10 protein-coding genes and 1 riboswitch are annotated in these 15516 nt (G+C 35.1%); of the genes, 8 read left to right on the top strand and 2 right to left on the bottom strand.

Features of this window, described 5'->3' with window-relative positions; all coding sequences use genetic code 11:
• Positions 1-20 precede the first annotated feature (20 nt).
• Positions 21-2636: an MGH1-like glycoside hydrolase domain-containing protein gene (locus A0O34_RS06460; RefSeq protein ID WP_066752706.1), complete on the bottom strand. Its 2616-nt coding sequence runs from the start codon at positions 2634-2636 to the stop codon at positions 21-23.
• A gap of 187 nt (positions 2637-2823) precedes the next feature.
• Positions 2824-2931, top strand: a riboswitch (SAM riboswitch).
• Between the two features lie 65 nt (positions 2932-2996).
• Between A0O34_RS06460 and A0O34_RS22580 the strand changes: the two genes are divergently transcribed.
• The 6 genes from A0O34_RS22580 (at position 2997) to metF (ending at position 11632) form a co-directional block, all read left to right on the top strand.
• Positions 2997-3935, top strand: coding sequence for an alpha/beta fold hydrolase (locus A0O34_RS22580; RefSeq protein ID WP_066752703.1), 939 nt, complete (start codon positions 2997-2999; stop codon positions 3933-3935).
• 3 nt (positions 3936-3938) lie between these two features.
• A complete protein-coding gene (locus A0O34_RS22575) occupies positions 3939-5477 on the top strand; it encodes an ACT domain-containing protein (protein WP_066752701.1) in 1539 nt (512 codons plus the stop codon).
• A gap of 100 nt (positions 5478-5577) precedes the next feature.
• Entirely contained in the window at positions 5578-6744 is a 1167-nt protein-coding gene (locus A0O34_RS06445) for an O-succinylhomoserine sulfhydrylase (protein WP_066752698.1), read from the top strand.
• A 186-nt stretch (positions 6745-6930) separates the two neighbouring features.
• Positions 6931-7941: a homocysteine S-methyltransferase family protein gene (locus tag A0O34_RS06440; RefSeq protein WP_066752695.1), complete on the top strand. Its 1011-nt coding sequence runs from the start codon at positions 6931-6933 to the stop codon at positions 7939-7941.
• A gap of 64 nt (positions 7942-8005) precedes the next feature.
• Complete coding sequence (gene metH, locus A0O34_RS06435) at positions 8006-10666, top strand: methionine synthase (RefSeq protein WP_066752692.1); 2661 nt, start codon at positions 8006-8008, stop codon at positions 10664-10666.
• Positions 10667-10675: 9 nt separating this feature from the next.
• On the top strand, positions 10676-11632 hold the full coding sequence (gene metF / locus A0O34_RS06430) for a methylenetetrahydrofolate reductase [NAD(P)H] (RefSeq protein WP_066752690.1): 957 nt from the start codon (positions 10676-10678) through the stop codon (positions 11630-11632).
• Between the two features lie 54 nt (positions 11633-11686).
• Here the strand turns inward: metF and A0O34_RS06425 are convergent, their stop codons facing one another.
• Positions 11687-12841, bottom strand: a complete 1155-nt coding sequence (locus A0O34_RS06425; protein ID WP_066752688.1) for a hypothetical protein — start codon at positions 12839-12841, stop codon at positions 11687-11689.
• A 98-nt stretch (positions 12842-12939) separates the two neighbouring features.
• On the opposite strand from A0O34_RS06425, the gene folE reads away from it, so the two are divergent.
• A complete protein-coding gene (folE, locus tag A0O34_RS06420; protein ID WP_066752686.1) occupies positions 12940-13605 on the top strand; it encodes a GTP cyclohydrolase I FolE in 666 nt (221 codons plus the stop codon).
• A gap of 161 nt (positions 13606-13766) precedes the next feature.
• Complete coding sequence (cysS, locus tag A0O34_RS06415) at positions 13767-15233, top strand: cysteine--tRNA ligase (protein WP_066752683.1); 1467 nt, start codon at positions 13767-13769, stop codon at positions 15231-15233.
• Positions 15234-15516: the final 283 nt, after the last annotated feature.

Genomic DNA, 15516 nt, shown 5'->3' with positions numbered 1-15516 from the left:
CCTTAAAAAGAGGCTTAGAATTATATTGTCATTCTAGGTTTCATCAATTTTGCAACGGTGGCCGTCCATCCTGTTTGATGCGATGCACCGACTCCACGACCATTATCTCCATGGAAATATTCAAAGAAAGTAATGTAATCTTTAAAGTTGATGTCGTAATTAAACTTAGCATTTCCGCCGTTAAAAGCTCGTTCTCCGTTTTCATCTTTTAGGAAAATAGAACACAATCTTCCGCTGATATTTTGAGCAACTTCATCAAGATTTCTTTTGTCTCCACTTCCGGTTGGTAATTCAACTTTTAAGCTATTTCCATAATAAAAATGAAAACGCTGTAAACTTTCAACAATCAAAAAGTTGATAGGAAACCAAATCGGACCTCTCCAGTTACTGTTTCCTCCAAACATTCTGCTGTCGCTTTCTGCGGGAGTATAATACACCATATTTTCTCTTCCATGAACTGAAAATACAAAAGGATTTTCTTCATATACTTTAGACATCGCTCGGATTCCGTAAGAACTTAAAAACTCCTTTTCATCAAGCATTCTTGTCAATACTTTTGAGAGTCTGTTTTTACGCAGAATACTCATCAAATGCTTTCTTCCGTGTCCTTCCTCTTCCCAATGGGAAACTAATTTGGTTAGTTCAGGTTTATTTTTTAAAATCCATTCCATTCTTGTGGTGAAATTGGGCATTTTATCCAATAAATGATGATCAATAACCTCTACCGCAAATAATGGAATTAATCCAACAATACTTCTCAGACGTAAAGAAACACTTTCGCCGTTTCCTAATTGTAAAACATCATAGAAAAATCCGTCTTCTTCGTTCCACAATCCTTCTTTGCCGTCTCCCATATTTTCCATGGCTTCAGCGATGTAAAGATAATGTTCAAAGAATTTGATGGCCATATCTTCATAAACTTGATAATATTGAGCCAATTCCATCGCCATTCTCATCATGTTCAGAGCATACATTGCCATCCAACTTGTTCCGTCGGCTTGTTCGAGGTGTTGACCGTCTTTCAACTCCATATTTCGATCAAAAGCACCGATGTTATCAAGTCCTAAGAATCCTCCACCGAAAATATTATTCCCGCTTTTATCTTTTCTATTCACCCACCAGGTGAAATTAAGAAGCAGTTTTTGAAAAACTTTTTCTAAAAATAAAAGATCAGGTTTTCCATTTGTTTTCTCATCGATTTTAAAAACCCTGAAACACGACCATGCATGAACAGGCGGATTTACATCACTCAAATTCCATTCATATGCAGGAAGTTGCCCGTTTGGGTGCATATACCATTCTTTGGTTAATAAAAGAAGTTGGTTTTTGGCAAATTCAGCATCAATTATAGCAAAAGGAACACAGTGAAAAGCCAGATCCCAAGTTGCATACCAAGGATATTCCCACTTATCGGGCATGGAAATAATGTCTTTGTTGTGCATGTGATTCCACTCCGTGTTTCTTACATAATTGTTGAAATCTCTCGGAGCTTCAAAATTGGGATCACCTTTTAACCATTTTCCAACATTGTAATGATAAAACTGTTTGTTCCAAAGTAACCCTGCGAAGGCTTGTCTCTGCACATTTTTTTCATCTTCACTGTTTACATCATGTTGAATTTCATGATAATATTCATCAGCTTCTGAAATTCTTGCATTAAAAATTTCATCAAAATGATTAAATGGTTCATCAGTTTCATTCGGAGAAAGTCGGAAATCAAAAATTTTTGATTCTCCTGCTCCAATCATTTCATCAATTAAAAAAGAAGCTTTTGTTCCTCTTTTTTCTGGATTTACAGTATTACTTCCATAAATGATATGATCATTAATTCCGTCTTTAAAATAGGTATTTCCGGAATAAAGTGTTCCGTATAATTTGGGAGAATTTGTTTCATTTTCACAAAAAACGCTATTTGAATTATTCTTTCTCGAATAGAATTTTTTAATCGAAATACTGTCGTGGTTAATATCGATACAGCTTTCCGAGGAAGCATTCAATTGACCTTTGTAGATATTGTAACCCCATTTCCAGTTATTTCTGAACCAAACAGTCGGAGCAACCAATATCGGAGCCTCTTTTTGGCTTCTGTTGGCTACTGTTACCCTTACTAAAATATCATTGTGGTCAGCTTTACAGTATTCAATGAAAATATCGAAATACTCGTCATTATCAAAAATTCCAGTATCAAAAAGCTCGTATTCCGGTTCTTTTTTGCTTCGTCTTCCATTCTCGGCAATAATTTGGTTGTAAGGAAATTCGTTAATTGGATATTTGTACACCATCTTCATATAGCTATGAGTAGGCGTGTTATCTAAGTAATAAAAGAGTTCTTTGATGTCTTCGCCATGATTTCCCTGATGATTGCTCAACCCGAAAAATCGCTCTTTTACCATTTTATCTTTTTTGTTCCAGAAAGAAAGGGCAAAACATAAAAGCTGCTTCGGATCAGAGATTCCGGCGATGCCTTCTTCGGCCCATCTGTAAGCATAACTTTCGGCTTTATCATGACTTGTAGATCCCCACGCGTTACCGTCCGGACTGTAGTCTTCACGCACATTTCCCCATTGTCGGTTGCTTACATAAGGCCCCCAGTTTTTCCAGTCTTTATCTTGTAGTCTTTGTTTTTCAACACTCATATTTCATCACTTTTCATTACGAAGGTAAGTTTTTTGAAAAATAATTCCAACATTTTGAATCTGAATAAAACGTAACATATCCCTGAAGCTCTTTTGCTTAAAGGCTTTTCGAGATTAAATTAAATTTTTATAAATTTTTAAAATAAATGTTTTATCTTTGCAGCATTCGATCATTCACATATTGAAAATGTTATCAAGAAAGGTTGAGGGATAGACCCTATGAAACCTTAGCAACCCTTCGTGCAAGCGAAGAAGGTGCTACGTTCTACCAAATATAATTTTGGACAGATAACTTACTGAAGTTCTTTCAGCCATTTCTAGTGGCATTTTCAAATTGTATTATCAAAAAGTATAATAGAATTGAAAACAGAACTAAACTATATTAATCTTTCGTATCAGACAAATTCCAAAAAGGAATATAATATCCCGTTGAGCTACCAGCTTTTCGGGAAAGACCTGTTTTCAGCACCTATCATTTTAGTTAATCATGCCTTAACCGGAAATTCAGATGTTTCCGGAGAAAAAGGGTGGTGGAAAAAGCTGATTGGTGAAAATCAGGTTATTGATACAAATAAATACACAGTTCTGTGTTTCAACATTCCCGGAAACGGCTATGATCATTTTTTAATTGATGAATATGAAGATTTCACGCCTTCAGATATTGCGAATATCTTTTTAAAAGGCCTTGAAAAGCTTAATATAAAAAACTTGTACGCCATTATTGGAGGTTCTCTTGGAGGTGGAATCGGCTGGGAAATGTTGGTGAAAAACCCACAGCTTGCCGAAATTTTCATTCCTATTGCCTGCGATTACAAAACTCATGATTGGCTTCATGCACAATGCTTGGTTCAGAAATTTTTATTAAATGGAAATGATAAACCACTGCAAAAAGCCAGAATTCATGCGATGTTGTGTTATAGAACACCTCAATCTTTAAACGATAGATTTCAAAACAAATACAATCAGGAAAAACACCTTTTAGAATCGGAAGATTGGCTTTTTTATCACGGAAATTCATTAAACGAAAGGTTTAGTTTAAAATCTTATAAGCTAATGAATCATTTATTAATGAACATTAACGCAGAAGAAACTCAACTGGAAAAAATCGAGGCGCGAATGCACATGATCTCCGTTGATACAGACTTATTCTTTCCTGCTTCTGAAATCCGAATGTGCTTTGAAAAGCTTAAAGAAAAAAAGGAAAATGTTTTCTATCACGAGATCAAATCAATTCATGGGCACGACGCCTTCTTAATGGAATACGAACAATTAAATAACATCATTAAAAATATTTTATAGACGATGAAAAATGCTAACGAAATAAAATTTTTAAAAAACAGATCAATCATCAAATTTGAAGGGGAAGATTTCTTAGGTGAAATCGGGATTGACGGAAGAATTTTTAAAGCGCTTACTTTAGCGAGAATAAGTGTTGGAGTAATTTCTCAACAGGCAATTGAAAACGGATTATCAATTTTGGTTCAGGAAGCTGATTCCGAAAAAGCGGTAAATTGTCTGATTGACGAATTTGAAGCAGAAAGAAAATCGGGAAAAGTTTCTCAGATTTACAGTATAAATAATGTTTCTGTAATAGGTTTTGTTGCAGAAGATTTAAATAAAGTGTTGGCTGAATTAGCTAGAAACAACGTTTTTCCATTGCTTTTAAATCAAGTAGGAAGCGAAAAGCGTATCAATATTGTGGTAACTTCTTCACAAGACGAAAAAGCAAAAAATATCATCGAATCTGAAACGTCTAAAAAACCAAAAACGGTTCATTTAGCAATTATCGGACACGGAAACGTTGGAAAGACTTTGATAGAACAGGTTTTACAGTCATCGGAAGAAATCAGAAGACGTAAAAAAATCGATCTTAAAGTGGTAGCAGTTGCCAATTCAAGAAAAATTGCGTTCAATAAAACAGGGTTTGATAGCAACTGGAGCGATGAGGTTTTAGCTGCAGAAAGTCCATCTGATGTCCAGGAATTAATCAAGTTCTCAAAAGAAAATCAATTGGAAAACCTGATTGTTGTTGATAACACCGCTAGTAAAGATTTTGTTCATAATTATCATGCTTTAGCAGAAAACGGATTCGACTTGGTTTCTTCCAATAAAATTTTCAATACCCTTCCAATCGAAGAATACCGTAAACTAAGATATACGTTGAACAAAAATAACAGACGTTATCTATACGAAACCAATGTTGGGGCGGGATTACCATTAATTGATACTATAAAACTTTTACACCTTTCAGGAGAAAATATCACAAGAATTAAAGGAGTATTCTCCGGAACATTGAGTTATGTTTTCAACAATTTTTCTTTAAGAGATGATAAATTTTCAACAATCATCAATGAAGCGCTAGAAAAAGGCTATACAGAACCGGATCCAAGAGAAGACTTGTCAGGAAATGATGTTGCTAGAAAATTATTGATTTTGGCTAGAGAACTAGACTTAATTAATGAATTTGATGATATCAATATTCAAAATCTTGTTCCTGAAAGTTTATCATCTATTTCTAAACCGGAATTTCTTACAAGACTTGGAGACTTGGATGATGAATATCAAAAAATCAAGGAAAACCAAGAGCCTGGTCATGTATTGAGATATGTTGGAGACTTGCATGGTGATTTACAAAAAGACAAAGGTGAATTGGATGTAAAATTAATCTCTGTTCCCGCAACTTCCGCATTAGGACAATTAAAAGGTTCAGATTCAATTTTTGAAATTTATACTGAAAGTTATGGTGAAAATCCAATCGTAATTATGGGAGCCGGAGCTGGAGCTCAGGTTACTGCAAGAGGTGTTTTCGGAGATATTTTAAGAGTAAGTGAAACTAAATAATCAGCGAACCCGAAGGGTTCAATATCAATAGCCGTAGGTGAAACCTAGGGAACGAAATAATAACAAACAACCGTAAATAAAACCTACGGAAAATATAGAAATGGAAAACGAAAATTTTGAAACCTTCGCAATAAGAACACAAACTGAAAGAACCCAGTTTGATGAGCATTCTACACCTTTATATCTTACATCCAGCTTTATTTTTCAGGATGCGGAAGATATGAGAGCTAGTTTTGCAGAAGAAAAACCAAAGAATTTATACAGCCGATTTTCAAATCCCAACGTTACGGAATTCACAGATAAAATTGTGAAAATGGAAGGTGCAGAAGCAGGATATGCTTTCGCAACAGGAATGGCAGCGATCTATTCAACATTTGCGACTTTGTTAAATGCTGGAGATCATATCGTAAGTTGTCAGTCGGTTTTCGGATCTACGCATACGTTGTTCACAAAATATTTCCCGAAATGGAATATCGAAACAACTTATTTCAAAGCAGAAGATGCAGAAAACGTAGAAAAATATATTCAACCAAATACCAAGATTTTATATCTTGAAACACCTACAAATCCTGCAATTGAAGTATTAGATTTAGAGTTTTTTGGAAAAATAGCGAAAAAACATAATCTTATTTTCATTGTAGATAATTGTTTTGCAACACCTTATCTTCAACAGCCGATTAAATATGGTGCAGATGTTGTTGTTCATTCAGCAACGAAATTGATTGACGGTCAGGGTCGTGTTTTAGGTGGAGTAGCGGTTGGTAGAGAAGATTTGATTCGTGAAATTTATCTTTTCGCAAGAAATACTGGACCTGCAATGTCACCTTTCAACGCTTGGGTTCTATCAAAAAGTTTGGAAACATTAGCAATTCGTGTAGAAAAGCACTGCGAAAATGCCTTAAAAGTAGCCGAGTTTTTAGAAAGTCATCCGAATGTAGAATTGACAAAATATCCATTCTTGCCTTCTCATCCAAGTTATGAAGTGGCAAAAAAACAGATGAAGTTGGGTGGAAATATCGTTGCATTCGAGATCAAAGGCGGAATTGAAGGCGGAAGAAACTTTTTAGATAAAATAAAAATGTGTTCTCTTTCTGCAAACTTGGGTGATACCAGAACAATTGTTACGCATCCGGCTTCTACCACGCACTCGAAATTGTCAGATGAAGAAAGAAATGAAGTGGGAATTACGGCTGGTTTAGTTCGTTGTTCGGTAGGGTTGGAAAATGTAGACGATATCATCGCAGATCTGAAACAGGCATTGGATTAATTATTTGGGCAGCTGTATCCGCCTTCCGCTCCCAATCTTTTTTCCATCGCTTTGGCCTGATAAAAAAGGATTTCCGCTCAAGTCGGGCTGCAAAAGAACCCGAAGGGTTCAACAAAAATAGCCATAGGTGAAACCTGTGGAAAAATATCAATCAACGGATTAATTCACCAATGAAAAATAAATAAAATGAAAAATTCAGAACAATTATATAAAGCGTTATCAGAAAGAATTTTAATTCTTGACGGAGCAATGGGAACAATGCTTCAGCGGTATAAATTCGAGGAAGAAGATTACCGTGGCGAAAGGTTCAAGGATTATGAGCACCCTGTAAAAGGAAATAATGATTTACTTTCATTAACGCAACCTCATGCGATCGAGGAAGTTCATAAAAAGTACTTGGAAGCCGGAGCTGATATTTTGGAAACCAACACCTTTTCAGGAACAACCATTGCAATGGCAGATTATCATATGGAAGAGTTGGTGTACGAACTGAACTATGAATCTGCAAAAATTGCAAGAAAAGTTTGTGATGAATTTACCGCTCAAAATCCTGATAAACCAAGATTTGTAGCAGGTTCAATCGGGCCAACCAACAGAACGGCAAGTTTAAGCCCTGATGTAAACGATCCAGGATACAGAGCAATCACTTTTGATGAATTAAGAATTGCCTACAAACAACAGTCTGAAGCTTTATTAGATGGAGGTTCAGATATTTTATTGGTAGAAACTATTTTCGATACATTGAATGCAAAAGCTGCTCTTTTCGCTATTGATGAAATCAGCGAAGAAAGAGGAATTAAAATTCCAATCATGGTTTCAGGAACAATTACCGATGCATCAGGAAGAACGTTAAGCGGACAAACTGCAGAAGCATTTTTGATCTCAGTTTCACATTTAAATTTATTGAGCGTTGGTTTCAATTGTGCTTTAGGAGCAAATCAATTAACGCCCTATTTGGAAACGTTGGCACATAATTCAGATTTCTTTGTTTCAGCGTATCCCAATGCTGGTCTGCCAAATGCGTTCGGAAAATATGATGAAACGCCAGAATTTATGGCAGAACAAATCAGAGAATACGTAGAAAAAGGACTCATCAATATCATCGGAGGTTGCTGTGGTACAACACCAGATCATATCAAAGCAATTGCAGATTTGGTTGATAAATATGAGCCAAGAAAAGTGAGAGAAATTGTATAAATTTTTCAACACTTATTGCATTAGAATTAACGCTACTAATTTATTTTAGAAGAATACACAATTAATGAAATATTTAAGACTATCGGGCCTTGAGCCTCTTATTATAACTCCGGAAAGTAATTTTATCAACGTTGGTGAAAGGACGAATGTTGCCGGTTCCAAAAAGTTTTTAAGATTAATTAAAGAAGAGAAATTTTCTGAAGCTTTGGATATTGCCCGTCATCAGGTTGAAGGCGGCGCACAGATCCTTGACGTTAATTTTGATGACGGATTGATCGATGGAAAAGCATCCATGATAAAATTCCTGAACTTAGTAGGTTCAGAACCGGATATTTCCAGAATTCCGATCATGATTGACTCCTCGAAATGGGAGATTTTAGAAGCTGGATTACAGGTTGTTCAAGGAAAATCTGTAGTAAATTCTATCAGTTTAAAAGGTGGTAAAGAGGAATTTGTAAAACAGGCTAAAGCCATAAAGAGATACGGTGCAGCGGTTATTGTCATGGCTTTTGATGAAGACGGACAAGCTGATACCTACGATCGTAGGCTTGAAATCACTAAAAGGTCTTATGATATTTTAGTTGATGAGGTGAAGTTTCCGGCTGAGGATATTATTTTCGATTTAAATATTTTCCCTGTTGCAACTGGAATGGATGAACATAGAAGAAATGCAATCGACTTCATCGAAGCGACAAGATGGGTTCGTCAAAATCTTCCGTATGCGTCTGTAAGTGGAGGTGTAAGCAATGTTTCGTTCTCTTTCCGAGGAAATGATACGGTGAGAGAAGCGATGCACTCGGTTTTCCTTTATCACGCGATTCAGGCAGGAATGAATATTGGAATTGTAAACCCAGCAATGTTGGAAGTTTATGATGAAATTAATAAAGAATTATTAGGTCTTGTAGAAGACGTGATTCTCGACAAAAGAGAAGATGCAACAGAAAGGTTGTTGGATTATTCTGAAAAGAATAAATCTGTCAAAAAAGAAGTCGTTGAAGAACTAGAATGGCGTACCAGACCTTTACAGGAAAGAATTACACACTCTTTAGTAAAAGGGATCGACCGTTTTATTGAAGAAGATGTAGAAGAAGCAAGGTTACAATCTGCCAAACCGTTACATGTTATTGAAGTTAATTTAATGACAGGAATGGGTGTTGTTGGTGACTTATTCGGAAGCGGAAAAATGTTCCTTCCACAAGTTGTAAAATCGGCAAGGGTAATGAAAAAGGCGGTGGCCTATTTACAACCATTTATTGAAGCTGAAAAAGACGGTGAAAGACCTGCCAACGGTAAAATCTTAATGGCAACGGTAAAAGGTGACGTTCATGATATTGGTAAAAATATTGTGAGCGTTGTGTTGGGTTGTAACAATTATGAGATTGTAGATCTTGGAGTAATGGTTCCTGCCGAGAAAATTATTCAGGCTGCAATTGAACATAATGTAGATGTTATTGGTCTGAGTGGTTTGATCACGCCAAGTTTAGATGAAATGGTGTACATCGCATCAGAATTAGAACGTCAGAATCTTAATTTCCCATTATTGATCGGTGGTGCAACGACTTCAAAAGCACATACTGCGGTAAAAATAGATTTAAAATATAAAAATGCAGTTGTTCACGTTAACGATGCTTCCAGAGCGGTAAACGTGGTGAGTTCTTTATTAGGAGATAGAAATAAAGAATATGTAAACGATTTAAAGAGTGACTATTCAGATTTCCGTGAAAAATTCCTGAACAGACAAATTGATAAGGAATATGTTTCGATTGAAGATGCAAGAAAAGATAAATTTAAAATCGACTGGGAAAACGAAGAAATTTTCACACCGAATAATTTAGGGGTACAGGTTTTTGAAGGTCAGGATTTGAATGAATTGGTTCCGTTTATCGACTGGTCACCATTTTTCAGAAGTTGGGATCTTCATGGGAAGTACCCGAATATTTTTGATGATGAGGTGGTAGGAGAGCAGGCCAAAGAATTATTTAAAGATGCTCAGGTTATTTTAAAGAAAATTTTAGATGAAAAAGCATTGACAGCCAAAGCGATCTTCGGAATTTTCAAGGCAAATTCAACTGAAGATGATGATATTTTAATTTTTGATGAAAATGATCAGCAGCAATCTAAATTTATCACATTAAGACAGCAGCTTCAAAAATCTAAAGGCAAAGAATATTTAGCATTAAGCGATTTTATTGCTCCTCAAAGTTCAGGAAAAACTGATTATGTAGGAGCTTTCTGTGTGACTACAGGTTTTGGAACTGATGAATTGTCAGATGAATATGAAAAAGCCAATGACGATTATAATGCAATCATGGTAAAAGCTTTGGCTGACCGTTTTGCAGAAGCTTATGCTGAATTTTTACATAAAAAAGTAAGAACAGAATATTGGGGATATGCCAATCAGGAAAATTTAAGCAATGATGATTTAATTGCTGAAAAATATAAAGGAGTTCGTCCTGCACCGGGCTATCCGGCTTGTCCAGATCATTTGGAAAAACATGCCATTTGGGATCTTTTAAAAGTAGAAGAAAATATCGGAGTTTATCTTACAGAAAGCTTAGCAATGTTTCCGACAGCTGCCGTTTCCGGATATTATTTCGGAAGTCCGCATGCAAAATATTTTGGGCTCGGAAAAATTACAGAAGATCAGTTGAAAGACTATTCTAAGAGGAAAGGAATTTCTTTACAGGAAGCCAGAAAATGGTTGTCACCTAATTTAGCAGATTAAAATTTAAACATGAAGATTACAGAACACATAAAAAATGCAAACGGAAAAACTTTGTTCTCCTTAGAAGTTGTTCCGCCTCAGAAAGGAATCGGAATTGAAGATTTGTATGGAAATATAGACCCTTTGATGGAATTTAAACCTCCTTTTATTGATGTGACGACTTCTCGCGAAGAATATATTTACATTGATAAAGGCAACGGTCTGATGGAACGTAAAATTACCAGAATGCGTCCCGGAACATTGGGGATTTGTTCGGCAATTCAGCATAAATATAATGTAGATACCGTTCCGCATTTGCTTTGTGGAGGGTTTACAAAAGAAGAAACAGAATATCTTTTAGTAGACTGTATGTATCTTGGGATTGATAATGTAATGGCGCTTCGTGGTGATGCAATGAAAGGACACCAGTATTTTGAACCTACAAAAGGAGGTCACGCGAGTGCGATGGATTTGGTTCATCAAATTAATGATTTAGGAAGAGGAAAATACCTTCATGACGAGCAGGCTTGTGAAGAAAATAACAAGTTTTGCATTGGAGTAGCCGGCTATCCTGAAAAACATATGGAAGCACCTTCCATGAACTACGACTTAAAATGGCTGAAACAAAAAGTGGATGCCGGAGCAGACTATATCGTAACTCAAATGTTTTTTGATAATAAAAGGTTTATCGAGTTTGTGACAAAGGCGAGAGAAATGGGAATTACAGTTCCAATTATCCCTGGAATTAAACCAATTGCAACAAAAAGACATTTGAAATTATTACCACAGGTTTTCAAAATCGATTTACCGGAAGATTTAATTAATGAAGTGGAAAGTGCTAAAAACAATGAAGCCGTAAAGCAAATCGGGGTAGAATGGGCAATCAATCAATGCAAAGAACTTCTTGATTTTGGAGTTCCTGTTTTACATTTCTACTCAATGGGGAAAAGTGACAATATTAAAAAAGTAGCAGGAGAGCTATTTTAAAATATTTGATTTTAAAAGTTTCGGCGCAGCCAAAGGCTGCGCCGAAACTTTATCTTATAACATAGGGTGTCTTTCAAAAACCTTCTCCCTATCAAACAAGTACCGATAAGTCGCCAATTTTCTAGTCACCTCTGTATCCAGATTTTCTGCAATTTTTATCATTTTAGGATTAAAATCCCCGATCCATTGAAGCTCGGTAACTTTAAAATCAGTGTGCTTTCTTAGATGTTGTGTACCTTCCCAAATCATATAACCTTCAAGTCCTTTTTTCTGCCATTCAGGGACAACGCCGAAAACAAGACCGACCATTTTTTCATTCTTTTTGAATTTCTTTATCCATAGAAATTTTAGTTTCTCAATAAATCCAAATTTCCCATTCATATATTTAAACCATTGATTCAGATCCGGAATATTCATCCACATGGCAATTGGTTTTTCATTTTCGTAAACGAACCATGAAATATGTTCATTGATGATCGGTTTCATCGTTTTAAACATTTTTAAGGTCTTTGCTTCCTCAAGTTGTTTCCCTTCTCCATGCGCTGCCCAGGCTTTGTTATAAATTTCAGTAAAGTCTTTAGCAAATTTTTCAAGATTATTCTTTTTCAATGGTCTTGCTGAAATTGCAGGATTTTTACTGTGTTTTGCATGCATAACTGTAAAGACTCTCGAAACTTCCGCGAAAATAGGTCTTGAAAAACAAAGCTGTTCAAAATAAATTTGAAAACCATAATTCTCAAGAAGCTCTTTATAATAAGGGAAGTTATAATTCATTCCATATAAAGGTTCTATGAATCCTTCAATAAGTAATCCCCAGAATTTGTCTCTCTCACCGAAGTTTATAGGTCCGTCCATAGCTTTAATTCCTCTTTCCTGAAGCCATTTTTTGCAATAATCAAAAATAAAATTAGCCGTTTCCTGATCATTAATGCAATCAAAGAATCCAATTCCTCCTGTGGGTTGATTTTGTTCGTATAATTGATTGACGAAAACTGCGATTTTTCCAACAGTTTTATTTTCTTTATTTTTAAATATGAATCTTTTGCATTCTCCGGTTTTGAAGAATTTATTTTTTTGAGGATCAAAAATAGCTTCAATATCTTTATCTAAAGGTCTGATGTAGTTTTTGTCATGTTGATAAAGTCTGACAGGGAATTCTAGAAATTCCTTTTTCTGATTTTCATGGTGTACTTCTTCAGCAATAATCATAACTTTTATACGAATGAGGAGATGAGGTAATATTTTTGGGTTAAATTGAAATATACGAACAGATATTATCCGTATTTTTGTTGCAAATTAAATAAAAAATGGTTGATTTTACTGATAACGACGATGATATTTTCACAGGAAAAGAACATACGCCTATACGGGAAGATGCTTTTGATAAATCGCCACAGGAAAAAATAGAAAAGATCACTGAACTTTTCGGTGAGATTATGGAAACGCTGGGATTGGATATGACAGATGATTCTTTGAAAGATTCCCCAACGCGTGTTGCCAAAATGTATGTAAATGAAATTTTTGGAGGACTATTACCGGAAAACAAACCGGGAATTTCTACATTTTCCAATAAATATAAATACAGCCAAATGTTGGTTGAGAAAGATATCACGGTATATTCTTTTTGCGAACACCACTTTTTACCAATTATTGGGAGAGCGCATGTTGCCTACATTTCAAATGGCGAAGTAATTGGACTTTCAAAAATTAACAGGATTGTAGATTATTATGCGAAGCGGCCACAGGTTCAGGAAAGATTGACAATGCAGATTGTGAACGCGTTAAAAGAAGCTTTAGGTACAAAAAATGTTGCCTGTATCATCGATGCTAAACATCTTTGTGTAAATTGCAGAGGAATTAAAGATACTGCAAGTTCTACCATCACAGCAGAATTAAGCGGAATTTTCAAAACAAATCCTATTACAAGACAGGAATTCTTACATTACGTAGGAAGTCATGCTAAATTGGATTAATAATAAATTAATAATGATAAAATTTAAAAAAGTTTCAGACCAGATTTTTATAGCTACAATTATTTGTTGTTGCTGTGAATGCTGTTATTAAAAGATTTCGGCCTTTTAATATATCTAAACTTTAAACTAAATTTTAAAATCATTAAATCAAAAACAACACAATGCAATTAAAAATATACAGCTCGCTTACAGCGGAAAAAGAAATATTTAACCCCATTTTAGAAGGAAACGTCGGAATGTACGTCTGTGGACCTACCGTTTACAGCAATGTGCATTTGGGAAATGTGAGAACTTTCCTTTCTTTCGACTTTATTTACAGAAGCTTAACGCATTTGGGATATAAAGTAAGATACGTAAGAAATATCACCGATGCAGGGCACCTTACAGACGATGGAGACGTAAACAACGACAGATTTGTAAAGCAAACCCGTCTTGAAAAACTGGAGCCAATGGAAATTGTACAGAAATATACGGTTGATTTTCATAAGGTTTTGGAAATGTTTAATTTACTTCCTCCAAACATAGAACCTACAGCAACAGGTCATATTGTTGAGCAAATTGAATTAACTCAGAAATTAATTGAAAAAGGTTTCGCTTACGAAAGCAATGGATCTGTATATTTTGACGTTCTTGAATACAATAAAAGAGGTCTTAATTACGGTGAGCTTTCAAAACGTAATATTGAAGAACTTTTCGCTAATACCCGCGATTTAGACGGACAAGGTGAAAAGAAAAATCCACAGGATTTTGCTCTTTGGAAAAAAGCTTCACCTGCACACATCATGAGATGGAATTCGCCTTGGGGAGAAGGTTTCCCAGGATGGCATCTTGAATGTACTGCAATGAGCACTAAATATTTAGGTGAGAAATTTGATATTCACGGAGGTGGAATGGATTTAAAATTCCCACATCACGAATGTGAAATTGCTCAAGGAAAAGCTTGCAATGATACCGCTCCGGTAAATTACTGGATGCATGCTAATATGTTGACAATGAATACGCAACGTATGAGTAAGTCGACAGGGAATTACATTTTACCGATGCAGTTGGTTACGGGAGATAATGATTTCTTTGAAAAGCCTTTCCATCCGTCGATTGTACGTTTTTGTTTCCTACAGGCTCATTACAGAAGTGTTTTAGATATTTCTAATGATGCTATGATCGCGAGTGAAAAAGGTTTCATCAGATTAATGGAAGCGGTAAAAGTGTTGAATTCAATCACTCCAAATGATGAAAAACAATCAGGTTTTAATCTGGAAGAGTGGAAAAATAAAGCTTACGATGCTTTAAATGATGATTTCAATTCTCCGGTTCTTATCGCTCATTTATTTGAAGCTGTGAAATTTATTTTTGCTTTAAATGATGAAAAAGAAACTATTTCAATGAAAGATTTAGAGGATTTGAAATCAACTTTAAATGCTTTAATATTTGATGTTCTGGGACTTCAGGCGGTCGAAGAAAATAACAATGAAAAGTTAGATCAAACATTACAGGTTTTAATCGAATTGAGAAATCAGGCAAGAAAATCGAAGAACTTTGACCTTTCAGATCAAATCCGCGATAAACTTCTTGCTGAAGGGATTGAATTAAAAGACGGAAGAGACGGAACAACTTACGTTTTGAACTAAAATTAAAAGAATTATATACTTAAACTCTCACAAATTTGTGGGAGTTTTTTTATGCATATTTTTGTCATTTCGACGAAGGAGAAATCTATATCTTAATAATCTTAACAGCTTAAACAAAATCTTAATGGTTAAAATTTAAATATAAAAAGATATCAGGCTTAAAATATTCTCCAAATTATCATAATCACATCATTAAAATTAAATTATTGTAAATGTTATTCAATTAATAGAGATTTTTTGTCATCCAATTTGAAAATTATGTAACTTAGTAATAGTAAAATCA

Source organism: Chryseobacterium glaciei, assembly GCF_001648155.1.
Lineage (GTDB): Bacteria > Bacteroidota > Bacteroidia > Flavobacteriales > Weeksellaceae > Chryseobacterium > Chryseobacterium glaciei.
The sequence above is the reverse complement of the archived record's forward strand: the minus strand, read 5'-3'. Positions and strand labels throughout refer to the sequence as shown.